The sequence below is a fragment of the Ollibium composti genome (assembly GCF_004801285.1).
Classification (GTDB): Bacteria; Pseudomonadota; Alphaproteobacteria; order Rhizobiales; family Rhizobiaceae; genus Mesorhizobium; species Mesorhizobium composti.
Genome location: NZ_SSNY01000002.1, coordinates 501,993 through 526,022, shown reverse-complemented (window position 1 = coordinate 526,022; position 24,030 = coordinate 501,993). Strand labels below are relative to the sequence as shown.

The window sequence follows — 24,030 nt, the reverse complement described above, 5'->3', positions numbered from 1 at the left end:
CTCAGTAACGCCATGTCTATCACTCCAAAGTCCCCTGCAATCAACCAGCAGGGGTGGGTTCAAACATGGGTCACTTCTCAATGGAAAAATCCCTCAATCCCGGGTCAGCTCTCAGCGGAAATCAACAATCAGCGCATAGGCGAGCGCGTAGACGGTGATCAGCTGCCCCGCCGCCGCCACTTCAATGTCGAAGGAACGGGCGACATCGGGCAGGATGCCCGCCACGACGAAACTGTCCGTGCCGATCGAAAACGTGCCCAAAGCGAGCACGAGCAGACGGATATCCATGCCAGAGCCTTCCCTTTAATTGTAACTATCTTTGTTACATCAATTGATGTGAAACTCGGCCTGCCGCAGAGCCGGTTCGCCAGGCCTAAGGCCGGTTTGGTTCAGATGTTCCCGAAAGCGTTTCATCGAGCAGCTGCTCGATGGTCGTTTGTGACAGCTGTCGCTCGATCAGATCGTCCAGCGCGCCGTAGACGCGGCCGAGCACGGGCTGAATGCCGCGCCCGACCGGGCAGGACGCGTTGGGTGGCGAAGGATGCAGGGCAAACGGCCCGCCCTCCCCGAGCGCGGCAAACACCTCCCGCAGCGTGATGGCCCCTGCGCTTCTGGCAAGCGTCCAGCCGGCGTTCGCGCCGCGATGGCTTCGCACCAGCCCGGCCTTCTGCATAAGCCCAAGCGTGCGCCGGATCACGACAGGATTGGTGTTGACGCTCAGCGCGATCCGCTCGGACGTGACCGGATCGGCGCGCGTGCGCGCCACGAGCGTCATCCACGAAAGGATGTGGACGGCCACGGTGAGGCGGGAATTGGCGCTCATCTTGATCTCCTTGATGTAACTATTATTGTTACATCAAGGCAGTGTCAATCCCGCCGCCGAAGCCGCGCGGCCGCTAAAGGGTCAATCACGGACAGAGCGGCCCGTGCCGGGATGGACATCTGTTGCCCTTGGCACACTAATATATTAGTGTGCCAACCAATTGCATGGACAGTGCGAGATCTGTTCGCGGCATCGGCTATGGAGAATTTGTCAGTGTTTGAAGGTTGGCGTTGGTTCGGGCCGGATGCGGGTGTGTCGCTGGACGAGGTGCGGCAGGCGGGGGCAAGCCAGATCGTTTCGGCCCTTCACCATGTGCCGATCGGGCAACCCTGGACAGAAAAGGATGTCCTCGCCCGCAAGGAGATGATCGAGGCCACGCCGCCGGGCCGCACGCCGCTGACGTGGTCGGTCGTGGAAAGCATTCCCATTCCCGATGCGGTCAAGCGCACCGGCAAGGCTGCCAGGGCGGAGATCGAGGCATGGATCGCCAGCCTGGAGGCGGTGGCCGCCTGCGACATCCGCATCGTCTGCTATAATTTCATGCCCGTCGTCGACTGGACGCGGACCGAGATCGACCATCCCTTGCCGACGGGCGCCACGGCAATGCGTTTCGACCGGGGCCGCTTCGCGGCGTTCGACCTGCACATCCTGCAGCGACCCGGCGCGCAGGCGGACTATGACGAGGCCGAGCGGCAACGCGCCGGGATTATCCATGAGGCGATGTCGGACGAGGACAAGGCGACCATCGTCAGGAACATCACCAGCGCCCTGCCCGGCTCGACCACCGAGCCACTCTCCATCGAGGCCTTTCGCGATCGCCTGGTGCAATATGCGCATGTCGATGCCGCGCGACTTCGCCGGCACCTGATCGAGTTTCTGGAGATCGTCGCGCCGGTGGCCGAGGGTCTCGGCGTCTCGCTGACCTTGCATCCCGACGACCCGCCCCGACCATTGTTCGGCCTGCCGCGCATCGCCTCCACCGAGGCGGACTATGCGGCACTCTTCGAGGCCGTGCCTTCCGTGGCCAACGGCATGTGCTTTTGCACCGGCAGCCTCGGCGTCAGGCCCGACAACGACCTGCCCGCGATGGTGCGACGCTTTGCGGCCAGGATCCACTTCGCACACTTGCGCGCGACGCGGCGGGAGGCCGACGGCCTGAGCTTCTACGAAGCCGACCATCTCGACGGCGATGTCGATATGGTGCAGGTGCTGCTGGCGCTGCTGGAAGAAGATCGCCGACGCGAGCCGGGCCGACAGATCGTCTATCGCAGCGATCATGGCCATCGCATGCTGGACGATCTCAACAAGAAGGTCACCCCCGGCTATCCCGCCATCGGCCGTCTCAAGGGACTGGCCGAACTCCGCGGCATCATCCGCGCCATTCAATCGATGCGCCCGGCCTGAGATACTGCACCATCGTGGCGATCACGTCTCTCTTTGGGCGGCGCGCGATATCTTTCCAGAACCGGCTCTTCTTTATCAACCCGACGAATCTCAGGGCAAGGCTACGCAAAAAGCCAGTAACCGCTTCGTGATATTCAATATCGGCTTCGTGTTTCTGACGCCAACAATTTGACAATTTCAGTATTTTCGAAGCTCAATTTTCGGCCAATCCATCCATATAAGTATCCTTCATTTCATTACCTCGAATTAATTTGAAGCCGGCCGGGTGCAGCGCTAGCTCTTTGATCGAGGCCGGGAAACGCCGGCGGCCAATGGACAGCGGCCGCGACCCGACGCGACCAGACGGCTTGCCGATGTTCCACGGTTCCGGTGCGGCATCGGTGACGGGACCTCCGAGGAGATATTCCATGTCGAACCAGTCTTTCACCACTCACCGCAACCGCATCCTCGCGCTCGCCGGCGTCGCCCTGCTGGCCGTCTCACTTGCTGTCGGCACGACGCTGATGGTCGGCGACGCCGGTGCCGCCGGCATTCCGCAAGCCTCGCAGGCACTGCCCTCCTATGCCGACATCGTGGCGGCCGATAAACCGGCCGTCGTCACCATAACCACAAAGATGAAGGTGCAGGACACCTCTGCCGATGGACAGCAACAGTTCGAGCAGCAGTTCGGCCCGAACTCGCCCTATGACGACTTCTTCCGCCAGTTCTTCGGCGAGGAGAACCCGTTCGGCCACCTGCCGCAGCAGCGCCGGCCGACCCAGACGGCCATGGCGCTCGGCTCCGGCTTCATCGTCTCGTCCGACGGTATGATCGTCACCAACAACCACGTCATCGACGGCGCCACCGATATCCGGGTGACGCTGGACGACGGCCAGCAATACAAGGGCACGCTCGTCGGACACGACGCCAAGAACGATCTCGCCGTGGTCAAGATCGATGCCGGCAAGCCGCTTCCCACGCTTTCCTGGGGCGATTCCGACAAGCTGAGAGCCGGCGACGCCGTGCTTGCCATCGGCAATCCATTCGGCATCGGCACGACCGTCACCTCCGGCATCGTCTCGGCGCGCGGCCGCGACCTGCACAACGGTCCCTATGACGACTTCATCCAGGTGGACGCCGCGATCAACCACGGCAACTCCGGCGGCCCGTTGGTCGATGCCGACGGCAAGGTGGTCGGCATCAACACCGCCATCTATTCGCCCAACGGCGGCAATGTCGGCGTCGGCTTCGCCATTCCCTCCGATCAGGCCGAGGCCGTGGTCGCCAAGCTGGAGACCGGCGCCAAGATCGAGCACGGCTATATCGGCGTCGAGATCCAGTCGGTGACGAAGGACGTCGCCGACGCGATCGGCCTCAGCAGCGAGTCTGGCGCGCTGGTCGCCCAGGTCGTCGATGGCTCGCCCGCCGCCAAGGCCGGTTTGAAGAGCGGCGATGTCGTCACCGCGCTGGGCGGCAAGCCCATCGCCACGCCGAAGGACCTGTCGCGGCTGGTCGCCGACATGGCCCCCGGCGACAAGGCCGACATCACCGTCTGGCGCCACGGCAAGTCGCTTGATCTGTCCATCGCCGCCGGCAAGGGCAGCGAGGAGAAGCAGGCGTCTGTCGACAACGGCAACGGCGCGCAGCCGGGTTCGGCGATGCAGTCCGATTCCGCTCTGGGTATCGGATTTGCAGGATTGACGCCGACGATGCGCGACCGCTTCGGCATCGATCCGTCGGTCGAGGGCGTTATCGTCACGCGGGTCGCCAACGACAAACCCGCGGCCGACAGCGGCATCCAGCGCGGCGACATCATCGTCTCGATCAACCAGCAGCCAGTGACCAGTGCCAGCGATGCGATGAAGGTGCTGAAGACGGCCGAGAAAGCCGGGCGCAAGTCCGTGCTGCTGCAAGTCGAGCGCGGCGACACCGAGATGTTCGTCGGCGTGCCGTTCGGCAACGCCTGACATCGTTCCTGTTCCGACATGAAAATCGTGCCTGTGGTCACCAAGCTGCGGGCACGATCTTTATCGGCTTGATGCGCAGCGGGCGGGGACCGATCAGGCAAGGCGAGACGGGCACTCCCGTCCTTGCCTTTGCCACAATCTGGGCGCTTGCGACTCCCGCAAGGCAAGGCCCGGCCGCAGACATGACTGACACAGACACTTCGCCCGAAGAACGCCAGGTCGGCGGCGCTCTGGCGCGCGCCATCGACCGCATCGTCGAGCCGCGTGTTCTCGGTCCGATCGTCGGCGCGGCAGCGGTGGCGATCGCGCTGTTCGTCATCCACGAGATCAGCGGCAAGGTGCATCTGCACCAGATCGAGGCAGCCCTTGCCGACACGTCGTTCAAGACGGTCGCGCCGACGCTGGCCTTCACCTTCGTCAGCTTCGTCGCCATGGCCTGCTACGACGTCATGGCGGTACGCCGCGTCGCGCCCGGCAAGGTGCCGGCCCGCCTTGCCCTGTTCGCCGGCTTCGTCGGCTACGGCTTTTCCAACGCCATCGGCTTCCACGTCTTCGTCGGCGGCCCGGTGCGCTACCGCATCTACCAATCGGCCGGCGTCGATGCCGCCGATGTCGGCCGCATCGTCGGCATCTCCTTCCTCACCTTCTGGGGCGGCCTCTCGACCATCGTCGGGCTCGCCCTTCTGTTCGATCCGGTCGGTTTGCCGGCGCTGGCCGTGCTGACGCCGGCGGGCGACCGTATCCTCGGCGGCGCGATCATGGCCGGCCTGGCCGCCGTCGTCGTCTGGCTGTCACGCGGCAATCACCAGGTCTCCATCCTCGGCTGGGACTTTCCGTTGCCTTCGGCAGGCAGCGCGCTGGCGCAGATCGTCATCGGCGCCATCGATATCGGTGCTGCTGCGGCCGCCCTCTATGTGCTGCTGCCGGCCGACATCGCGCCGGGCTACGCGGTCTTCCTCATCCTGTTCGTCGCCGCCATCATCGCCAGCCTCGTCAGCCATGCGCCGGGCGGGCTCGGCGTGCTGGAAGCGACGATCCTGCTCGGCCTCGGTGCCGGCACCCGGCCGGACGTGGTGGCCGCACTCGTGCTGTTCAGGCTCGTCTACTACCTGCTGCCGCTGCTCCTGGCGGCTTCCGCGCTGCTCGCGTTCGAGATCTACCGCGTCCGCTCCACCGTCTCCACGGTTGCCGGGCGCACGCTCGCGGTGACGCGCCATGTGGTGCCGCCGATCACCGCGACGCTCGCCTTTGCCGGCGGCATGGTGCTGCTTCTGTCCGGCAACACGCCCGCCGCCGTCGAGCGCACCGACTGGCTGAGCGATATCCTGCCGCTGCCGTTCGCCGAAGCCTCGCACCTGCTCGCCTCGATCACCGGCCTGCTTCTGGTGGTCATCGCGCGCGGCCTTTACCGGCGCATCGCTTTCGCCCGCATCGCGGCGATAGCGCTGCTCTTGTCGGGCGCCGCCTTCTCGCTGCTGAAGGGCCTCGACTGGGAAGAGGCGGTCGTCCTGATCGCCGTCGCGCTAGTGCTGTTGGTGTACCGCCGAGCCTTCTACCGGCGCGGAGACTGGCGCTCCTTTCGCCCCGATCCGACCTGGATCGGTCTCATCGCCATCGTCATCATTGCCGCCACGCTGGTCGGGCTGCTCGCCTACCGACATGTCGAGTACCAGTCGGACCTGTGGTGGCAGTTCGCCTGGGATGGCGACGCCCCGCGCTTCCTGCGTGCCACGCTGGCACTTGCCATGGTTGCCGCCACGATTGCCGCCGACGCCATCATCAACCGGCCGGGGCAAGCGAAACGCGCCGGACCGGAGCCTGTCCCTGAGGCCGTGCGCCATGTCCTGGAAACGTCGTCCGACACACAGTCCTGCCTGGCGCTGCTTGGCGACAAGACATTCATGGTGTCGACCAGCGGCAGGGCCTTCCTCATGTACGCCGTCTCAGGCCGGAGCTGGATCACCATGGGCGATCCCGTCGGCGACCCCAAGGCCGCCAGGGCGCTGATCTGGCGCTTCGCCGAGGCCGCCGACCACGCCGGCGTCAGGGCGGTGTTCTATGCCGTCCAGCCGGAATTCCTGCCCGCCTACCTCGACATGAACCTGGCGATCCTCAAGATCGGCGAGGTGGCGCGCGTCGAGTTGACGGGCTTCTGCCTGGAGGGTGCCGTGCGGCAGCCGCTGCGCTACGCCATCGGCAAGGCGACGCGCGAAGGGTTGGCCTTTTCCGTCATCCCCAAGGCCGAGGTGCCGGACGCGCTGCCGCAGCTTCGCGCCGTGTCCGACGCCTGGCTGAAGAGCAAGAACGGCCATGAGAAGGGGTTCTCGCTCGGCTATTTCGACGACGCCTATATGAGCGAGTTCGACTGCGCGGTACTGAGCAGGGACGGCGAAATCGTCGCCTTCGCCAATCTGTGGCGCAGCGGCGACCGCGACGAGTGCTCCATCGACCTGATGCGCTACCGGCCCGGTGTCTCGAAAGTGATGATGGAGGCGTTGTTCGCCCACCTGCTGCTTTACGGCAAGGCCGAAGGCTACCGGTGGTTCAACCTCGGCGCGGCACCCTTGGCCGGTCTCGCCGATCATCCGCTCGCCTCTACCTGGAGCCGCGTCGGTACCTTCATCTACCGGGCCGGGGACGAATTCTACAATTTCGAGGGCCTGCGCGCCTTCAAGCAGAAGTTCGACCCGGTCTGGACGCCGCAATACCTGGCCTGTCCCGGCGGTCTGGCGATGGCGCAGGTCCTGCTCGACGTCACCACGCTCATTTCCGGCAGCCCCATCAGGATCTTCAAGCGATGAAACACTCTCTTGCCTTTCTTCTTCCTGCCTTTGCAGCCATCGGCTCGGCTTCCGCCTCCGCCCAATCGGCGCAACCGCCCGCCGCGCCCACGGTGAGCGCCGGGCGGCTGGAGAACGTGCGGCTTCTGCCCTCCGAGGGAGCGCCGAAGGCGATGGTCGTCTATTTCTCCGACCGTGGCGGCTGGACTTCCGCCGACGATGCCGTCGCCGCTGCCTTGCGTAAGGACGGCGACGTTGTGCTGGGCGTCGACCTTGCCGCCTATGCGCGGGCGCTCGACGGAGCGGACGGCCAATGCCTCTACGTCGTCGGCGAGATCACCGACCTCGCGCAGACCGCGCAGCGCCAGCTCGACATCCAGACCTACCTGCCGCCGATCGTCGTCGGGCGAGGGGAGGGAGCCACCTTCGCCTATGCGGCGCTAGCCGACGCGCCGGCCAACACGCTGGGCGGTGCCGTCGCCGCCGGCTTCGCCAACAGGCTGACGCTCAGGCTACCCTTCTGCCCCGGCTCCACCGCCACTAAGGCGACGGACGGCAAGGGCTACAGCTACGCCTTCGACGTGGCGTTGCCGGAGCCTGCCTCGCTCTTCGTCGACGAAGCCTCGCTCGATGTCGTGCGCGGCCAGGCGTCGGCACAGGACACCATCACCGTCGATGCGCTGGATATGGACGATCCGGCCGGCCAGATCGTCACCGCCGTCTCGTCGCTGGCCGATGCGATCGAGCCTTTCGGCAAGCTGCCGGCCATCGACCTGCCGGCCACCAGTGGCAAGCCGAGGGCTGTCGCCATCCTCGTCTCCGGCGACGGCGGCTGGCGCGACCTCGACAAGACCATCGGCGAATGGCTGTCGACGCAAGGCGTTCATGTCGTCGGGCTGGACGCGCTGCATTATTTCTGGGCCAAGCGCACGCCGCAGGACCTCGCGACCGATGTCGGCGCGCTCGTCAAGACCGCGGACCCGACCGGCCAGCTGCCGGTGATGCTGATCGGCTATTCTTTCGGCGCCGACACCATTCCCTTCGCCTGGCCGCTGCTGCCGAAGGCATTGCAGGATCGCACCAAAGTCATCGCCCTGATGGCGCCGGGCCTGTCCACGTCCTTCCAGGTCACGATTTCGGGCTGGCTCGGTATCGACGACAGCGGCTACGATATCCCCAAAGCGATCGCCTCCCTGCCGGTCGAACGCGTCATCTGCGTTTCCGGCAAAGACGAAGACGCCAGCGCCTGCCGCGATCCGGCTTTACGGACATTCACCCATATCGAAACCAACGGCGGCCATCACTTCGACGGCAACTACGAGGCGATAGCACAGAAGTTCCTGGACCGGCTGTAAATCGGCCGCCGCAACCCAAATTACTGGCTTGCCCATTTTTTCAACATGCGTCGCGATGCACCGGCCTGGTGTATGCTTCTGTTTTCGGCGATTTCGCTAGAATGACTTGCCCCCTGCGTGGTAAATATCACAGTCGGCTGGGATGAAATTGCGAAATATAGTGTTCGATCAGAAATTCATAACCGACACATCCGCTCAGATCGCCGAGATTGCCGATGGCGCAGTGTTCGATGCGACTGCATGGGATGATTTCATTGAGATTCTTGGCGGAGCATTTCCAGGCGCCTGCATTGCATTTCAGCATTACGACCTGCGGCGGCTGAGGATTGAATACGACCGCATCCTGAATTTGGGTCCGGACTACCAGGCCAGCTATCGACAGCACTACAGTGGGTTGAACCCTTGGGTGCAGCCTTTACGCGCCGCACCGTCCGGCACGGTGCTCGTCAGCGAAAGAGATTGTCCATCCAGCAGTTTCAGCCATACGGAATTCTACAATTGGCTGCCGCGCGACTTGCGTGCCGCGACCGCACTCATTTTGGAAACGAACCGCGAGAACCTCGCTTTCGTGGGACTGAACTACGGGATCGATCGGGCCGGCATATATGACGAGCCCGCGTTGGAACTGCTGCGTCGCATCAGCAGGCCCCTGAGCCGATCCATGCAAGCAACGCGCTTGTTCGGGCAGACCGTGGACCGCGAAAGGTCGGCTGCCGCGCTCGTTTCCCGCTCCGGCGACGTTGCGTGCGTCGTCGACGACCAGTTGAGGGTCCGTGACGCCAATCCGGCTGCCGAACTCGAATTCCGCCGGCAGAAGCTTGTCACGATACGAGCAGGCTGCTTTTGCGTCACGGCACCCGGCATCAATGGCTGGCTGTCGGACACGCTTCGCCTTCTCGCGGCCGGCTTGGAACCGGATGCGACCACCCGGATTTTCTTAACCGATGGCTCCTACCAGATCGGCGTCGTGCCGCTACCCAAGAGAGTGGAAATTCGTTCACCTTTCTACGGGCGCCCGCTCTTCCTGCTTGTCCTGCGGAACCTGTCCAAGCCGGCCGAAACCGACACGATGGACGAGCTCGGCGCCGCCTTCGGTCTGACGCGCGCCGAACGGAGACTTTGCGAGATGCTTTTGCTCGGCAATTCCCTGAAAGAGTCGGCCGATATGCTTGAAATAGCCTTTGAAACGGCGAGGCAACGGCTGAAGGCGATCTTTCACAAGACCGGCATCCACAAGCAGAGCGAGTTGATCGCGCTCCTGGGTCGCCTGCTCTGATACCGGAGCGCCGCTGACGCGGCTTCAGGATTTCTCCTTCAGGGTGAAGGCCATCACGTAATCGCCCTTGTCGGCCGAGTACGGGGCGCCGCCGACGGATATCAGGACGTACTGCTTTCCGGTCGCCGGCGACACGTAGGTCATCGGCGTGGCGCTGGAGCCCACGGGCAGCGGATATTTCCACAGTTCCCTGCCGTCGGCCGCGTCGTAGGCGCGCAGATAATAGTCCTGGAAGCCGGCGAAGAAGACGAGCCCGCCGGCGCTGGCGCTGGTCCCGGCATAGGTCGGCAGGCCCATCGGCATCGGCAGGTGCGACTTGAAGCCCAGCGGGCCAAGCTGTTCGGCGGTGCCGGCCGGCACCTGCCAGGCGACCTTGCGCGTCGTCATGTCGACGGCGGTGATGGTACCGAAGGGCGGATGGACGCAGGGCACGCCGAGCGGCGAGGTCCACATCTCCGTCGCCATGCCGTAGGGCGTGCCCTGCTGCGGCGACGGGCCGTGGCCGGTGCCGTCGGCATGGGCCTTCTTGGCGAATTCGGGATAGTCTTCGCGCGGCACCAGCGAGAAGATGCTGGGCGCCCTGACGTCGTTCATGAAAACGCGGTTGTTGGGAACGTCGACCGACACGCTGCCCCAGTTCAGGCCGCCTATGTTGCCGGGCTGCTCGATCGTATAGCCGAGGCCGACCGGCGTGAAATCGCCTTCATAGCGCAGCTTGCGGAACTGGATGCGGCAGGCGAGCTGGTCGAACATGGTCAGCCCCCACATCGAGCGCTCGGTCAGCCGCTCGGCGCCGATGGTCGGCATGCCGACCGAATAGGGCTGCGTCGGCGAAAGCTTCTCCTCGGGCGCGCCGCCGGTTTGCGGCACGGGTTTTTCCTGCACCTCGGCAAGCGGCTCGCCGGTTTCGCGGTCGAGCAGGAAGAGCTGCCCGCGCTTGGTGGTCTGGAGCACGGCCGGGACCGTGCCGCCCTTGCCGTCCGGCACGTCGAGCAGGGCCGGCTGCGACGGCAGGTCGTAATCCCAGATGTCGTGGTGGACGGTCTGGAACTTCCAGCGCTCGCGCCCGGTTGTCACGTCGAGGGCGACGAGGGTGGCGTTGTATTCATCCGAGAAAGCCGGACGATTGGCGCCGTAGTAGTCCGGCGTGGTGTTGCCGAGCGGCGCATAGATCAGGCCGAGCTTGTCGTCGAAGGCGGCCGTCGTCCACATGTTGGGCGTGCCGCGCGTATAGGTCTCGCCCTCCGGAGGCAGCTTGGTGATCGAGGGATTGCCGAGGTCCCACGCCCATTCGAGTGCGCCGGTGACGACGTTGAAGGCGCGGATGACGCCGGACGGCTCGCCGACCTCCTGGTTGTCGACCACCCAGCCGCCGATGACGATGAGGTTGCGCGCGACCAGCGGCGCCGAGGTCTGGAAATAGAAGCCCGACTTCACCTCGCCCATGCCCTGGGAGAGAGCCACCGTGCCGTTGTCGCCGAATTCGGAGCACGGTTCGCCCGTCTTGGCGTCGATGGCGAGCAGGCGGGCATCGATCGTCGTTTCGATGATGCGCTCGTTGCAGAGCTTGCCGGCTACCTCCTCGGCCTGCGGCACCTTGTAATAGCCGAGCCCGCGGCAACGCTGCCAGAACGGCGCCGACGCCTTGGGATCGAACTTCCAGGCCGGCTTGCCGGTATCGGCGTCGAGGGCGGCGATGACGTTGCTGGTGTTGCAGGAATAGATGAGGTTGCCGATCTGCAGCGGCGTGTTCTGGTCGAGGCCGATGCCGTTGTTGTCGGTGCGATAGGTCCAGGCCAGTTCGAGCTGGCCGACATTGTCGCGGTTGATCTGGTCGAAGGGCGAATAACGCAGGCCTTCGGTGGTGCGCCCGTAGGACGTCCAGTCCGACGGGGCGTTGTCACCCTTGGCCGGCGTGTAGGCGGCGATCTCCGGCGACGGGCTGACGATGCCGTGGGGCACGAAAGCCATGCCGAATCCCACCGCGAAGAGAATGGCGGCGAGGACCGCTCCGCCGGCACCGGTGGCGCGGCGAATCCCGCCGGCAAGCCAGGGCGCGAAGAGCAGCGCGAAGCCGGCCAGGGCAATCGGCGACATCAACCGCGAGAACAATCCCCAAAAATCGTTGCCGGCTTCCCACCACGCCCATGGCGCTGAGAGGATCGCGACAAGCACGGCCAGCCAGGCGCCAGCCGCCCTGCCGCGCATCAGCAGGAAGGCCGAGACCAAATAGGCGATGCCGGCAATGCAGTAGTAAGGCGAGCCGCCGAGACCTATCAGCCACGCGCCGGCGGCGGCCAGACCGAGGCCGATGAGGGCCAGAACGAGGAGATACAATCTGGCAAGAATATTCACTGTCCCACTCCGATGGCATTCGACCGAGGCGGCGCTTCCGGCTGCCGCGAGTCAACCCCCGAGCGGCACCCTAGAGCATTTTGCAACCGGACGGAATCGTCTGGCCTCGCCCAAACGCGGCTGAAACAAAGAGATGGGTCGCCCATCGCTGCTCGACTGCGGCGAGCAGGGATGGCGCTGGCAAAATCGACGCCGGCGACGCCGTTCTGAGATCACTTGTTTCGGCTGGCCCTGCCTTTTGTCCAGGCCCGAGTGGCGCCCTCACCTGTTGCCTGTTCGCCGATCCGTGTAGGCTGGTCCGGTTTCTCATCATGCCGGGACAGAGCGGCGGGCCGCCGCCTCGATTTCCGGATCTGGAAAGACGCGATGATCGATACCTTGACCCTTGCGAGGCCGGCGCCGACGGCGAAAAGCGGCGAGCGGCCGTTCGTCAAGATGCACGGGCTGCGCAACCATTTCGTCATCTTCGACCGTCGTGAGGATCGCCGCGCTTTCACGCGCAGCGACATCGTCAGGATCTGCGATCCCCAGGTCGGCATTGGCGGCGACCAGGTGCTGACCATCGAGCCGCCATCGGCGGACGGCGTTGCAGCCGGCGCCCCCGCCGCCATGCGCATCTTCAACATCGACGGCCGCGAAGTCTCGGCCTGCGGCAACGCCACGCGCTGCGTCGCCCATCTGCTGATGGAGGAAAGCGGGGCGGACACGCTGGCCCTGGAAACGAGAGGCGGCATGCTGAAATGCCGCCGCACCGGCGCCACGGAGGTCAGTGTCGAGCTTGGCCCCATCGGCTGGAACTGGCGCGATTTTCCGCTGTCGCACGAAGTCGACATGGCCGACCTCCCGGTCGAAAGCGGCCCGCTGCGGCACGGCATCGGCCTGTGGATCGGCAACCCGCATGTCGTCTTCTTCGTCGACGATCTTTCCGCCGTCGACCTGGCGCGGGACGCAGCCCCCATCCATGACGACCCGCTGTTTCCGGAGGGCGTCAACGTCGGCGTGGCGGAACTCGTGGACGCCTCGACGATCCGGCTCGCCGTTTGGGAGAGACCCGGCATCGCCACGCAGGCCTGCGGCACCGGCGCCTGCGTCGCCGCCTTCGCCGCGCGCCGCAAGGGCCTGACGACAAGCGATCACTTCACCGTGCATCTGCCGGCCGGGCCGCTGCAGATCGAGATCCACGACACGACGGCGGTGATGTCCGGCCCGGTTGCGTATTGCTGCCGGGGATTCGTCGTCGCCGAGACGGTGTACGATTTCGACTGACGCGCGGCCGGTCTCACCTCAGGCGATGCGCAGCCCCTTGTCGTCCAGAAGCACGCAGCCGGCGGGATCGAAGCCGACCTCGACAGTCTCGCCTTCGCGCGCCAGCCGGCCGGTTATGGCGTTGTTGGCGCGCACGATCGTCTTGCCGCCAAGGTCAATCTCATAGATCGCGCTGCCGCCGAGATAGGAGGTGGAGACGACGCGGCCCGACAGCCGGTTTTCGCCGGAGCCCGGGGCGACCGAAAGTTTCTGCGGCCGCACGACGACCGTCACGGCGGCGCCCTGCGCAAGCGGCCGGGGAGAAACGACCGAGACGGATTGCCCGGCCGCCAGCGCGACGGTGGCCTTCGCCCCGTCGACGGCACTCACGGTGCCGGCCAGCATGTTCGCCTTGCCGAGGAAGTCGGCGACGAAGGCGGTGGCCGGCGTATCATAGACTTCCTGCGGCGTGCCGATCTGCTCCATCGAACCGGCGTTCATGACGACGATCCGGTCCGACATGGAGAGCGCTTCTTCCTGGTCGTGCGTGACGAAGATCGCCGTGATGCCGGTCGCCTTCTGGATCTTCTTTATCTCGACGCGCATCTCCTCGCGCATGTTGGCGTCGAGCGCCGACAGCGGCTCGTCGAGAAGCAGCACCTCGGGCTCGAAGACGATGGCGCGCGCCAGCGCGATGCGCTGCTGCTGGCCGCCCGAAAGCTGCGACGGCAGCTTCTTCTCAGCTCCCGGCAGCCGCACCATCTCCAGCGCCTGGCCGACCTTGCGGGCGATCTCGGCCCTGGGCACGTTGCGGTATTTCAGGCCGAAGGCGACGTTGTCGAACACCGTCTTGTGCGGAAACAGCGCATAGCTCTGGAAAACGAGACCGATGTTTCGCTTGTAGATCGGCACATCGTCGACGCGGCGCCCGCCGATGGAAATCTGGCCGCTGGTTATGTCGACCAGCCCGGCGATGGAGCGCAGGATCGTCGTCTTGCCGCAGCCGGAGGGGCCGAGCAGGGTAACGAAGCTGCCCTTGGCGATCGACAGCGAGAAATCGCGTACGGCAACGAATTTGCCATAGGCGATCTGGACGTCGCGGAACTCGACCGCGTGCCGGTCCGCCCCGGCGGCGGAGCCATCCGCCGGCTGGGCCGAAACCCCGGCCGAAGCCGGCCGGGGCGTTTGCTGGGTGGTTGTCATGCGCTCAGGCGCCCTTCGCGATACGGTCCCACTGCTTCTGCCAGGCGTCCTCGTTGTCCGCCCAGTATTTCGGATCGGCGAAGGTCAGCGCTTCCATTTTTCCGGTCGAATCGAAAGCCGGAAGTTTCTCGATCTTCTCGGTGAGCTTCACCTTGGTGGGATCGAGCGAAGGCGGATAGCCCTGACCTTCGGCGACGGCGATCGACGTATCCGTCTCGAGCATGAAGTTGATCAGTTCCTCGCATTCCGCCATCGGCGAACCCTTCAGGACCAGCATGTCCTCCATCCATGCGTAGGAGCCCTTGGGGTCGAGGTAGCCGATCGGATGTCCCTGATCCTGCAGGGAAGCGACGCGGCCCGACCAGGCGTCGGTCACCACGATCTCGCCCTTGGAGAGCAGGTCCATCAGTTCGGCGCCCGAACCCCAGAACTTCTTGGCGATGTCGCGCTGTTCGCGCACCTTGGCCCAGATGGCGTCCATGTCCTCGATCTTGTTCGGGTCCTGCCCGGTGGCGAGCGCGGCATACCAGACGCGCGTCGTCATATCGGCATAGCCGCCGATCTTGCCGGCGTACTTCTTGTCGAACAGCATCTTGACGCCCTGTTCCTTCGCCTCTTCGGCGGAGATCACATCCGTGTTGTAGGCGATGCCGGTGGTGCCATAATCGTAAGGAACGGCCGACAGCTTCGGCGTCAGCTTGCGGAACGGCTCGATCATCGGCTGCAGCACGTTCGCCATGTTCGGGATGTTGGCCTCGTTGATCTCCGAGGTCATGCCGGCGTTGACGTATTTAATGTAATAGTTGACGCCCGACGAATGGACGACCTGGAAGTCGCCGGGCTTCGCCGTCTTGACCTTGGTGATGATCTCGTTCTCGTCGCCGAACGTGCCCTGCACCACCTTGATGCCGGTCTTTTTGGTGTAGGGCTGGAAAGCGTATTTATCGAGCGCGTCCTGCACGGTGCCGCCCCAGCCGTCGAAGCGCACTTCGGTGACGGCGGCGAGCGCGCGTCCCATCCACGGCATCGTGAGACCGACGGACGTCGCGGCGGCAGCAGTCAGGCCGAGGAAGGCGCGGCGGTCGAGGCCGCCGTTCATGTAGCGATCGTGCAGCCTTTCCAGCCGCTTGGTGTCGGTGAGTTTCATTGCGTTTCCTCCTTGGGTTCACCACGTCTTTTCAATCGGGTAAGGCTTTGCAGGATCAGGCCGCCGATCAGCGGAATGCCGACCGTCACCAGGATCATGACGGTGCCGAGCGCGTTGATCTCGGGACTGATCGATATCTTGAGCATCGACAGGATCTGCGTCGGCATCGTCTCGACGCCGGCCGGCCGCCAGAACAGGCTGGCCGACGTGTTGTCGAAGGAGATGGTGAAGGCGAGCAGCGCGCCGGCGATCACCGCCGGGAGAAGCAGCGGCAGCGTGATCTCGCGGAAGGAGGCCAGGCGCGAGGCGCCGAGCGAAAGGGCAGCCTCCTCGTAGACGCGCCGCACGCCGACCATGCGCGCCTGCACGATCAGCACGACATAGGGAACGGCCAGCAGGATGTGGCCGAGCACCAGGATGAGCAGCGTGCGCGGCTGGTCGACCGCCTTGATCAGCACCAGCAGGCCGACGCCGAGGATGGTTTCGGGCACAAGTGCCGGCAGGATCACCAGCGTCGACAGTATCTGCTTGCCGCGGAAATCGAAGCGGACCAGCGCGAAGGCCGTCACCAGCCCGACGGCGGTGGTGACGATGGCGGTCACCACCGCGATCCACAGCGAGGTGCGGAAGGCCGCCAGCACCTGCTCGTTGCCCAGCAGCTTGACATACCACTGCAGGGAAAAGCCGGTCATCGGGAAGCCGCCGAACATCGAGGAGTTGAACGACAGGACGACGGTGGCGATGATCGGCGCGAACATGAAGATGTAGACGCAGACGGTGATGAAGCCGGTCAGCCGCCAGGCCCATCTGCCTTCCTTGTCTCCCGTCCGCGCGGTCATCCGCCGAGCCCCTTCACGATCTGCGACATGCCCATATAGCGGGTGTAGATGGCGGCGAAGAAGCCGAGCACGACGAACAGGACGATGGAAAGCGTGGCGCCCATCGGCCAGTTCAACTGGCCCATGATGGTGTCGTAGATGAGGTTGCCGAACAGCGCGTCGCGTCCGGCGCCGAGCAGTTGCGGCGTCACGTAGGAGCCGGCCGCCAGCACGAAGCAGAGCAAGAGGCCTGCGGCGAGGCCGGGCAGCGACAGCGGCAACGTCACCTCGCGGAAAGCCTGCGCGCTGGTGCAGCCCATGGAACGGGCCGCCGAGATCAGCGTGCGGTCGATGCTTTCCAGGCTCACATAGACGTTGAGGATCATGTAGGGGAGCAGGAAGTGCAACAGGCCGAGGATGACCGCGCCCTCGGTGTAGAGCATCTGCAGGGGCTCATGGATCAGGCCGAGCCTGAGCAGCGTAACGTTGATGACGCCCTGCTCGCCCAGGATATTGATCCAGGAGAAGGTGCGGATGGTGAAGGAAATCCAGAACGGCACGATCAGGAGAAGCAGCAGCAGCCACTTGTGCTTGAAGGTCGTCGCCCAGATGAAATAGGCGGGGAAGTAGCCGAACACGCCGCAGATGAGCGCCGTCATCGCGCCCACCCTCAGCGTCTTCAACAGAAAGCCGTGATAATAGCTGTCGGTGAAGAACTCGTGCCAGTTCGCGACCGTCAGCGTGCCTTGCTCGACGCCCGCGGTGACGAAGGTGAAAAAGGTGTAGACCGCCATCATGGCGATTGGCAGCAGCAGGAAAAAGATCAGCAGCAGCAGGACCGGCGCGACCAGCATCCATGCCAGCCGTGGGTCGTACAATGTCCATCCCTTGGTCATGCGTACTCTTGATACCGGCGCCGTCTGCGCGGCGCTTGTTGTTCCCGCGGCCAAGATTGGGTCATCGGAACGGCGATGTCCACAGGGCTTGCGCAGAATTTCGTTCGTCCAGCGGCCGCCGCTAGCTGAAAGTCCAGAACAGGCAGGCTAGGCTCGCGGCAATCGCGAGAACCAGCGCAAGGCTGCGCAGGAGCACGTTGCGGCGCAGTTCGTTGAGGATGGCGTGGCAGCCGACGACGGCCGCGACGAAGACGAACTGCCAGTCGAGCAGCACCTTCAGAGCCCCGGTCTGGCCGAAGGCGACGCGGGCGAGCAGGCAGCCGACGATGGTGGCGAACAGCACGACGGCGGCCCAGTAGACGGGCTCCACGCCGCTGACGAGAACGAAGGCGGCCGCCCGCAAGGGCAGGATCATCAGAAGCGCTACACCGAAGAAATAGATGGCCGCCAGCGGGATGAAGCTCGCGGCACTCGCCAGCCCGTCCAGCCGCCGGGCGCCCAGCGCGCCGAAGCTCGCATAGCCGTGGCGGGCCAGCGCGATCGACAGCGCCATCAGGAGCGCCGTGAGCACGGTGATGAGCACGAAGCTGCTGACGGTCTTGGCCATGGCGCGTTCCCCGAATCTCTCTTCGTCTGGGGTAGCGCATGGGAGCGGGATTTTCCAAGCCTCAGTGCGGTGCCTGCCCGACCGTGATCTGGAACAGGTCCGCCTGCCCCTGCGGCTCGATCCGCAGACGGTCGCCTTCCGCAATATCGCAGACGGCGTCGAGCGGCTGCGCGGCGTGGTCTTTGCCGGCGATCTCCAGCCGGAACGGGCCGTTGCAGATGAGGAACGTCAGGCCGGCCGGACCGGTGAAGGTGAAGGGCTCAGCCGGCCGCCGGCGCGTCATCACATGGGCGAAAGATGCGCGCCGTGTCATGATGTTGAGATCGGTTGTCTCGCCGCCGATGCAGTCGGCGTGGACTTTCGCTTCGCCGGCGAAGGAGAACGGCTCGCCGGCGGCGAGCAGTTCATGCCTTGCGCCATCGACGTTGAGCAGCATCCCCTCCCCCTTCAGGACCGCGATGGTGCGGTCTATGCCGGGGAAGGCCGAGAACGGACCGGAGGCGCCGACCGTGGCGATGGAAACGCGCCAGTCGAAGGTGGCCGCATCGCCACCCAGCGCCACCTCGCGGGTGACGCCGAGGCCGTTCTTCCACGGCATCGCCCTGAATTCGGCGCTCGGCACGAACCGCATCGCGCGACCTCAGTTGCCGAGGATGCCGGGCAGGCGCAGGCCCTGCTCGCGGGCGCAGTCCAGCGCGATGTCGTAGCCGGCATCGGCGTGGCGCATGACGCCGGTGGCCGGGTCGTTCCACAAGACGCGGCCGATGCGCCGCGCCGCGTCTTCCGAACCGTCGCAGCAGATGACCATGCCCGAATGCTGCGAGAAGCCCATGCCGACGCCGCCGCCATGGTGCAGCGACACCCAGGTGGCGCCCGAGGCGGTGTTGAGCAGGGCGTTGAGCAGCGGCCAGTCGGAGACGGCGTCCGAGCCGTCCTTCATGGCTTCCGTCTCGCGGTTGGGCGAGGCGACCGAGCCCGAGTCGAGGTGGTCGCGGCCGATGACGATGGGCGCCTTCAGCTCGCCCTTGGCCACCATCTCGTTGAAGGCGAGACCGAGGCGGTGCCGGTCGCCGAGGCCGACCCAGCAGATGCGCGCCGGCAGGCCCTGGAAGGCGATGCGCTCGCGCGCCATGTCGAGCCAGTTGTGCAGGTGCTTGTTGTCGGGCAGCAGCTCCTTCACCTTGGCGTCGGTCTTGTAGATGTCCTCCGGATCGCCCGACAGGGCGGCCCAACGGAACGGGCCGATGCCGCGGCAGAACAGCGGGCGGATATAGGCCGGCACGAAGCCGGGGAAAGCGAAGGCGTTTTCCAGCCCTTCCTCCTGCGCCACCTGGCGGATGTTGTTGCCGTAGTCGAGCGTCGGGACGCCGGCGTTCCAGAAATCGACCATGGCGGCGACGTGGCTTTTCATCGAAGCGCGCGCGGCCTTCTCCACCGCCTTGGGGTCGCTCTCCTGCTTGGCGCGCCATTCGGCGACCGTCCAGCCGAGCGGCAGGTAGCCATGGATGGGATCGTGCGCCGAGGTCTGGTCGGTGACGATGTCGGGGCGCGGACCGCCGGCCTTCATGCGGCGCACCAGCTCGGGGAAGATTTCGGCGGCATTGCCGATCAGCGCCACCGACTTCGCCTCGCCGGCCTTCGTCCACTGGTCGATCAGCGCCAACGCCTCGTCCAGCGTGTGCGCCTTGGCGTCGACATAGCGGGTGCGCAGGCGGAAATCGGCGCGCGTCTCGTCGCATTCGACCGCCAGGCAGCAGGCGCCGGCCATGACGGCGGCCAGCGGCTGCGCGCCGCCCATGCCGCCGAGGCCGCCGGTGAGAATCCACTTGCCCTTGAGGTTGCCGCCATAGTGCTGGCGGCCGGCCTCGGCAAAGGTCTCAAAAGTGCCCTGCACGATGCCCTGGGTACCGATGTAGATCCACGAGCCGGCCGTCATCTGGCCGTACATGGCAAGGCCCTTCTTGTCCAACTCGTTGAAGTGGTCCCAGGTCGCCCAATGCGGCACCAGGTTGGAGTTGGCGATGAGCACGCGCGGCGCGTCCTTGTGCGTCTTGAAGACCCCCACCGGCTTGCCGGACTGGACCAGCAGCGTCTCGTCCTCCTCCAGCGTCTTCAGCGTGGCGACAATCTTGTCGAAGTCGGCCCAGGTGCGGGCGGCGCGGCCGATGCCGCCATAGACGACCAACTCATGCGGCCGCTCGGCGACGTCCGGATCGAGGTTGTTCATCAGCATGCGCAAGGGCGCTTCGGTGAACCAGCTCTTGGCGCTGAGCTGGTCGCCGCGCGGGCTGCGGACTTCACGTTCATTGTGGCGCGGATCGGACATTTTCGCTCTCCCGGATCAGGGTTTCAGGTCGGCGGCGAGCGCTTCCAGCCGCCGCAAAAGGGTCTTGAGGTGCGTGCGCAACCGATCCGCCTTGCCCTCGTCATAGGCGAAGGGGACGGTTTCGGTCGCCAGATGGGTGGACTGCGCCAGTTCCATCTGGATGGCGTGGACGCCCGTCTGCGGGCGGCCATAATGACGGGTGGTCCAGCCGCCCTTGAAGCGGCCGTTGAGGATCGAGGTATAGCCCTGCGCGGCAGAGGTGACCTCCACCGCCGCCTCTATCTGCGGCGCGCAGGTCTTGCCCATATCGGTGCCGATGTTGAAGTCCGGCAGCTTACCCTCGAACAGGAAGGGAATATGCGAGCGGATGGAGTGGCAATCGTAGAGGATCGCCACGCCGTGCAGCGCCTTCACCCGCTCGATCTCGGTGGCAAGTGCTGCATGGTAGGGCGCATGAAATTCCGCCAGCCGCGCGGCAATGTCCTGATCGGTCGGCGCCTCGCCGTCCTTCCAGATCGCCTTGCCGTCGAAATCCGTTTCCGGGACCAGTCCGGTGGTGTTCTGGCCCGGATAGAGGCTGGTGCCGGCCGGATCGCGATTGGCGTCGATGACGTAGCGGTGGAAGGTGGCGCGCACGGTGGTGGCGTCGTCCAGCAGCCCGTCATAGAGGCGGTGGATGTGCCAGTCGGTGTCGGCGAGCAGCAGGCCGTTGTCGTTCAGCCGCGCGCGGATGTCGGCCGGGACGTCCGTGCCGGTGTGCGGAAAGCCGAGGACGACGGGCGAGGAGCCGCGGCGGACTTCGACGACGGAGGTCATTGGCGGAACTCCTTCATTTCGACCGTCGTGCACCCCCACCCCTGTCCCCTCCCCTCAAGGGGGAGGGAGACGCCGACACGGCAGTTTCGTTCAAAATCGCTAATGTCGGCGCATTGTGGAACTGCCGCAAAGTCCCCCTCCCCCTTGAGGGGAGGGGTTAGGGGTGGGGGCACGACGCCGTCTGCGATTGCCCGGCTTGGGGAGACTGTGGTCACACCGGCGGGAACTTCACCCATCTCAACCCTCCAGCGCCGGCAGGATGCCGGCGGAGATCGAGGCGGCGAGCGAGCCGTCGGCGACCATGGCGGCGGCGGCGGCGATGTCGTCGGCCATGTAGCGGTCGACCTCCAGTGTCTTCACCCGCCCGCGCAGGGCGGCGATGGCCCGCTTCAGTTCCGGGCTGGTTTCCAGCGGGCTGCGCAGCTCGACGCCGAGCGCGCCGGACAAGGCCTCGATACCGACGATGGCCGACAGGTTGTCGGTCATCTGCAGCAGCCGGCGCGCGCCATGGCAGGCCATCGACACATGGTCTTCCTGGTTTGCCGAGGTCGGCGTGGAATCGACCGAGGCCGGATGGGCCATCTGCTTGTTCTCGCTCATCAGCGCGGCGGACGTGACCTCTGCGATCATCAGGCCGGAGTTGAGGCCGGGCTTTTTTGCAAGAAACGCCGGCAGGCCGAAGGACAGTGCGGGATCGACCAGGAGCGCGATGCGGCGCTGGGCGATCGCGCCGATCTCGCAGACGGCGAGCGCGATCTGGTCGGCAGCGAAGGCGACCGGCTCGGCGTGGAAGTTGCCGCCCGAAACGACGGTGTCGTCGGACAGGATGAGCGGATTGTCGGTGACAGCGTTGGCCTCCGTCTCCAGCGTGCGGGCAGCCTGGCGCAATATGTCGAGGCAGGCGCCGTCGACCTGCGGCTGGCAGCGGATGCAGTACGGGTCCTGCACGCGCTGGTCGCCTTCGAGATGGCTTTCGCGAATGACGGAGCCTTCCAGCAGGCCGCGCAGTGCGGCGGCGGTGTCGATCTGGCCCTTGTGGCCGCGCAGCGTGTGGATGTCGGGATGGAACGGAGCAGTCGAACCCATCGCCGCGTCGGTCGAGAGCGCGCCGGTAATCAGGGCCGCCTGCGCGGCGCGGTGGGCGCGGAACAAGCCGGCCAGCGCCAAGGCGGTGGAAACCTGCGTGCCGTTGATGAGCGCCAGACCTTCCTTGGCCGCCAGCACCACCGGCTTCAGCCCGGCCTTTTCCAGCGCCTTCGCGCCCGGCAGGCGTTCTCCCTTATAAAAGGCTTCGCCCTCGCCCATCATCGCCGCCGCCATATGAGCGAGCGGGGCGAGGTCGCCGGAGGCGCCGACCGAGCCCTTTTCGGGAATCATCGGGACGACGCCCTTGGCCAGCATCGCCTCGATCAGCGACACGACCTCCAGCCGCACGCCGGACGCGCCACGGCCGAGCGAAACCAGCTTCAGCGCCATGATGAGGCGCACGACGTTTTCCGGCAGCGGCGCGCCGTAGCCCGAGCAATGCGACAGGATGAGATTGCGCTGCAGGGTGGCGACGTCGGCCGGCGCGATGCGGATCGAGGCCAGCTTGCCGAAGCCGGTGTTGATGCCATAGACGGGCGCTTCGCCGGCGGCGATCTCGGCGATGCGCGCCGCACCCTTTTCGATGGCCGCGTGGAAGGACGGATCGAGCGACGCTGCGATGCCTTCGCGGTAGATCTTTTCCAGTGCTGCGAGCGGCGTGCTGCCCGGCGTCACGACGATGGTCATTTCTCTTTCCTCACTGTCCCTTGAAGACCCGCTTCCACAGCGGGTTGAATCCGATGCGATAGACAAGCTCGGCAGGCCGCTCGACGTCCCAAATGGCGAGGTCGGCGTCCTTGCCGGCTTCCAGCGTGCCGGTGCGGTCGGCGATGCCCAGCGCATGCGCCGCCTCGCGAGTGACGCCGGCGATGCACTCGTCCACCGTCAGCCGGAACAGCGTCGCGGCCATGTTCATGGTGAGCAGCAGCGAGGTCAGCGGCGAGGTGCCGGGGTTGCTGTCGGTGGCGATCGCCAGCCGGGTGCCGGCGGCGCGGAAAGCCTCGACCGGTGGCAGCTTGGTCTCGCGGATGAAATAGTAGGCGCCTGGCAGGAGCACGGCGACGGAGCCGGCCTTGGCCATGGCCGCGGCACCCTCGGCGTCTGTGTATTCCAGATGGTCCGCCGACAGCGCGCCGTAGGAGGCGGCGAGCGCCGCGCCATGCAGGTTGGACAGTTGGTCGGCATGCAGCTTGACCGGCAGGCCGAGCGCTTTGGCGGCGTCGAAGACGCGGGCGATCTCTTGCGGCGAAAAGGCGATGCCCTCGCAGAACCCGTCCACCGCATCGGCGAGTCCGGCAGCCGCGACCGCCGGCAGCATGTCGTTGATGACCCTGTCGATATAGGCGGCCTTGTCGCCGTTCATTTCCGGCGGCAGGGCGTGCGCGCCGAGGAAGGTGGTGCGGATCGCGACAGGACGCGCGTCGGCCAGCTTGCGGGCCGCCTTCAGCGCCTTGATCTCGCTGTCGCGGTCGAGGCCGTAGCCGGACTTCACCTCGACGGTGGTGACGCCTTCGGCGATCAGCGCATCGAGGCGCGGCAGCGTTTGCGTGACCAGTTCGGCCTCACTCGCCGCCCGGAGCGCCTTGACCGAGGAGACGATGCCGCCGCCGGCCCGCGCGACTTCCTCGTAGGACGCGCCCTTCAATCTCAATTCGAATTCGTGGGCACGGTTGCCGGCATAGACCAGATGGGTGTGGCAGTCGATCAGGCCGGGCGTCATGAGGCGGCCCTCGACGTCGACCGTCTCGGCACCGGTGCGCAGCGCAGCCGGCAGATCGGCCTCCGTACCGGCATAGAGGATACGCCCGCCTTCCGCGACCACGGCGCCGCGCTCGACCAGCCCGAGCCCCGGCAACGCGGGATCGAGCGTGGCAAGCCGGGCATTCAGCCAGAGCGTGCGACCCTTACCCACGACTTTTTCTCCTCCAGCAGCCATGCGACCCACTT

20 protein-coding genes are annotated in these 24,030 nt (G+C 65.6%); 6 read left to right on the top strand and 14 right to left on the bottom strand.

Annotated elements, in window-relative coordinates; genetic code table 11:
* Window positions 1–111 precede the first annotated feature (111 nt).
* Window positions 112–288 (bottom strand): MFS transporter, encoded by a 177-nt coding sequence (locus E6C48_RS05825; protein ID WP_136354962.1) that lies wholly within the window; start codon window positions 286–288, stop codon window positions 112–114.
* Window positions 289–373: 85 nt separating this feature from the next.
* On the bottom strand, window positions 374–823 hold the full coding sequence (locus E6C48_RS05820) for an Rrf2 family transcriptional regulator (protein ID WP_136354960.1): 450 nt from the start codon (window positions 821–823) through the stop codon (window positions 374–376).
* A gap of 213 nt (window positions 824–1,036) precedes the next feature.
* Between E6C48_RS05820 and uxuA the strand changes: the two genes are divergently transcribed.
* Window positions 1,037–2,227, top strand: a complete 1,191-nt coding sequence (gene uxuA / locus E6C48_RS05815) for a mannonate dehydratase (RefSeq protein ID WP_136354958.1) — start codon at window positions 1,037–1,039, stop codon at window positions 2,225–2,227.
* A gap of 193 nt (window positions 2,228–2,420) precedes the next feature.
* Here uxuA and E6C48_RS05810 read toward each other — a convergent pair whose 3' ends face one another.
* Window positions 2,421–2,636, bottom strand: a complete 216-nt coding sequence (locus tag E6C48_RS05810; RefSeq protein WP_136354956.1) for a hypothetical protein — start codon at window positions 2,634–2,636, stop codon at window positions 2,421–2,423.
* Between E6C48_RS05810 and E6C48_RS05805 the strand changes: the two genes are divergently transcribed.
* The 4 genes from E6C48_RS05805 (at window position 2,635) to E6C48_RS05790 (ending at window position 9,584) form a co-directional block, all read left to right on the top strand.
* Window positions 2,635–4,173, top strand: coding sequence for a DegQ family serine endoprotease (locus tag E6C48_RS05805; RefSeq protein ID WP_136354954.1), 1,539 nt, complete (start codon window positions 2,635–2,637; stop codon window positions 4,171–4,173). The genes E6C48_RS05810 and E6C48_RS05805 overlap by 2 nt on opposite strands.
* 182 nt (window positions 4,174–4,355) lie before the next feature.
* Window positions 4,356–6,974, top strand: a complete 2,619-nt coding sequence (gene mprF / locus E6C48_RS05800; RefSeq protein WP_168734455.1) for a bifunctional lysylphosphatidylglycerol flippase/synthetase MprF — start codon at window positions 4,356–4,358, stop codon at window positions 6,972–6,974.
* Window positions 6,971–8,308 carry an AcvB/VirJ family lysyl-phosphatidylglycerol hydrolase gene (locus E6C48_RS05795; protein ID WP_136354950.1) on the top strand — a complete coding sequence of 446 codons (1,338 nt, stop codon included), beginning with the start codon at window positions 6,971–6,973 and terminating at the stop codon, window positions 8,306–8,308. Before mprF ends, E6C48_RS05795 begins: the two co-directional genes overlap by 4 nt.
* A gap of 160 nt (window positions 8,309–8,468) precedes the next feature.
* Window positions 8,469–9,584: a helix-turn-helix transcriptional regulator gene (locus tag E6C48_RS05790; protein ID WP_136354948.1), complete on the top strand. Its 1,116-nt coding sequence runs from the start codon at window positions 8,469–8,471 to the stop codon at window positions 9,582–9,584.
* Window positions 9,585–9,608: 24 nt separating this feature from the next.
* Here the strand turns inward: E6C48_RS05790 and E6C48_RS05785 are convergent, their stop codons facing one another.
* Window positions 9,609–11,939 (bottom strand): membrane-bound PQQ-dependent dehydrogenase, glucose/quinate/shikimate family, encoded by a 2,331-nt coding sequence (locus E6C48_RS05785; RefSeq protein WP_136354946.1) that lies wholly within the window; start codon window positions 11,937–11,939, stop codon window positions 9,609–9,611.
* A 366-nt stretch (window positions 11,940–12,305) separates the two neighbouring features.
* On the opposite strand from E6C48_RS05785, the gene dapF reads away from it, so the two are divergent.
* The gene (gene dapF, locus E6C48_RS05780; RefSeq protein WP_136354943.1) at window positions 12,306–13,205 is read left to right on the top strand and encodes a diaminopimelate epimerase; all 900 of its coding nucleotides are present in this window, start codon (window positions 12,306–12,308) and stop codon (window positions 13,203–13,205) included.
* 18 nt (window positions 13,206–13,223) lie between these two features.
* Here dapF and E6C48_RS05775 read toward each other — a convergent pair whose 3' ends face one another.
* The 10 genes from E6C48_RS05775 to hutI form a co-directional block, all read right to left on the bottom strand.
* Window positions 13,224–14,387: an ABC transporter ATP-binding protein gene (locus E6C48_RS05775; protein ID WP_136354941.1), complete on the bottom strand. Its 1,164-nt coding sequence runs from the start codon at window positions 14,385–14,387 to the stop codon at window positions 13,224–13,226.
* A 4-nt stretch (window positions 14,388–14,391) separates the two neighbouring features.
* Complete coding sequence (locus E6C48_RS05770; protein ID WP_136354939.1) at window positions 14,392–15,534, bottom strand: extracellular solute-binding protein; 1,143 nt, start codon at window positions 15,532–15,534, stop codon at window positions 14,392–14,394.
* Window positions 15,531–16,373, bottom strand: coding sequence for an ABC transporter permease (locus E6C48_RS05765; RefSeq protein WP_136354937.1), 843 nt, complete (start codon window positions 16,371–16,373; stop codon window positions 15,531–15,533). Before E6C48_RS05765 ends, E6C48_RS05770 begins: the two co-directional genes overlap by 4 nt.
* Window positions 16,370–17,248, bottom strand: coding sequence for an ABC transporter permease (locus tag E6C48_RS05760; protein ID WP_136354935.1), 879 nt, complete (start codon window positions 17,246–17,248; stop codon window positions 16,370–16,372). Before E6C48_RS05760 ends, E6C48_RS05765 begins: the two co-directional genes overlap by 4 nt.
* Window positions 17,249–17,369: 121 nt before the next feature.
* Window positions 17,370–17,855 (bottom strand): hypothetical protein, encoded by a 486-nt coding sequence (locus E6C48_RS05755; protein WP_136354933.1) that lies wholly within the window; start codon window positions 17,853–17,855, stop codon window positions 17,370–17,372.
* Window positions 17,856–17,916: 61 nt separating this feature from the next.
* Window positions 17,917–18,486 carry a HutD/Ves family protein gene (locus E6C48_RS05750; protein ID WP_136354931.1) on the bottom strand — a complete coding sequence of 190 codons (570 nt, stop codon included), beginning with the start codon at window positions 18,484–18,486 and terminating at the stop codon, window positions 17,917–17,919.
* 9 nt (window positions 18,487–18,495) lie between these two features.
* Entirely contained in the window at window positions 18,496–20,181 is a 1,686-nt protein-coding gene (gene hutU / locus E6C48_RS05745; protein WP_136354929.1) for a urocanate hydratase, read from the bottom strand.
* A 15-nt stretch (window positions 20,182–20,196) separates the two neighbouring features.
* Complete coding sequence (hutG, locus tag E6C48_RS05740) at window positions 20,197–20,997, bottom strand: N-formylglutamate deformylase (RefSeq protein ID WP_136354927.1); 801 nt, start codon at window positions 20,995–20,997, stop codon at window positions 20,197–20,199.
* A gap of 237 nt (window positions 20,998–21,234) precedes the next feature.
* Window positions 21,235–22,770 carry a histidine ammonia-lyase gene (hutH, locus tag E6C48_RS05735; RefSeq protein ID WP_136354925.1) on the bottom strand — a complete coding sequence of 512 codons (1,536 nt, stop codon included), beginning with the start codon at window positions 22,768–22,770 and terminating at the stop codon, window positions 21,235–21,237.
* 10 nt (window positions 22,771–22,780) lie between these two features.
* Window positions 22,781–23,995 carry an imidazolonepropionase gene (gene hutI / locus E6C48_RS05730; protein WP_407940951.1) on the bottom strand — a complete coding sequence of 405 codons (1,215 nt, stop codon included), beginning with the start codon at window positions 23,993–23,995 and terminating at the stop codon, window positions 22,781–22,783.
* Window positions 23,996–24,030: the final 35 nt, after the last annotated feature.

Excerpts from the sequence above, each read along its gene's own strand:
- E6C48_RS05825 (WP_136354962.1), bottom strand. The coding sequence starts at position 288 with ATGGATATCCGTCTGCTCGTGCTCGCTTTGGGCACGTTTTCGATCGGC.
- E6C48_RS05820 (WP_136354960.1), bottom strand. The coding sequence starts at position 823 with ATGAGCGCCAATTCCCGCCTCACCGTGGCCGTCCACATCCTTTCGTGG.
- E6C48_RS05805 (WP_136354954.1), top strand. The coding sequence starts at position 2,635 with ATGTCGAACCAGTCTTTCACCACTCACCGCAACCGCATCCTCGCGCTC.
- E6C48_RS05810 (WP_136354956.1), bottom strand. The coding sequence starts at position 2,636 with ATGGAATATCTCCTCGGAGGTCCCGTCACCGATGCCGCACCGGAACCG.
- mprF (WP_168734455.1), top strand. The coding sequence starts at position 4,356 with ATGACTGACACAGACACTTCGCCCGAAGAACGCCAGGTCGGCGGCGCT.
- E6C48_RS05795 (WP_136354950.1), top strand. The coding sequence starts at position 6,971 with ATGAAACACTCTCTTGCCTTTCTTCTTCCTGCCTTTGCAGCCATCGGC.
- dapF (WP_136354943.1), top strand. The coding sequence starts at position 12,306 with ATGATCGATACCTTGACCCTTGCGAGGCCGGCGCCGACGGCGAAAAGC.
- E6C48_RS05775 (WP_136354941.1), bottom strand. The coding sequence starts at position 14,387 with ATGACAACCACCCAGCAAACGCCCCGGCCGGCTTCGGCCGGGGTTTCG.
- E6C48_RS05770 (WP_136354939.1), bottom strand. The coding sequence starts at position 15,534 with ATGAAACTCACCGACACCAAGCGGCTGGAAAGGCTGCACGATCGCTAC.
- E6C48_RS05765 (WP_136354937.1), bottom strand. The coding sequence starts at position 16,373 with ATGACCGCGCGGACGGGAGACAAGGAAGGCAGATGGGCCTGGCGGCTG.
- E6C48_RS05760 (WP_136354935.1), bottom strand. The coding sequence starts at position 17,248 with ATGACCAAGGGATGGACATTGTACGACCCACGGCTGGCATGGATGCTG.
- E6C48_RS05755 (WP_136354933.1), bottom strand. The coding sequence starts at position 17,855 with ATGGCCAAGACCGTCAGCAGCTTCGTGCTCATCACCGTGCTCACGGCG.
- E6C48_RS05750 (WP_136354931.1), bottom strand. The coding sequence starts at position 18,486 with ATGCGGTTCGTGCCGAGCGCCGAATTCAGGGCGATGCCGTGGAAGAAC.
- hutU (WP_136354929.1), bottom strand. The coding sequence starts at position 20,181 with ATGTCCGATCCGCGCCACAATGAACGTGAAGTCCGCAGCCCGCGCGGC.
- hutG (WP_136354927.1), bottom strand. The coding sequence starts at position 20,997 with ATGACCTCCGTCGTCGAAGTCCGCCGCGGCTCCTCGCCCGTCGTCCTC.
- hutH (WP_136354925.1), bottom strand. The coding sequence starts at position 22,770 with ATGACCATCGTCGTGACGCCGGGCAGCACGCCGCTCGCAGCACTGGAA.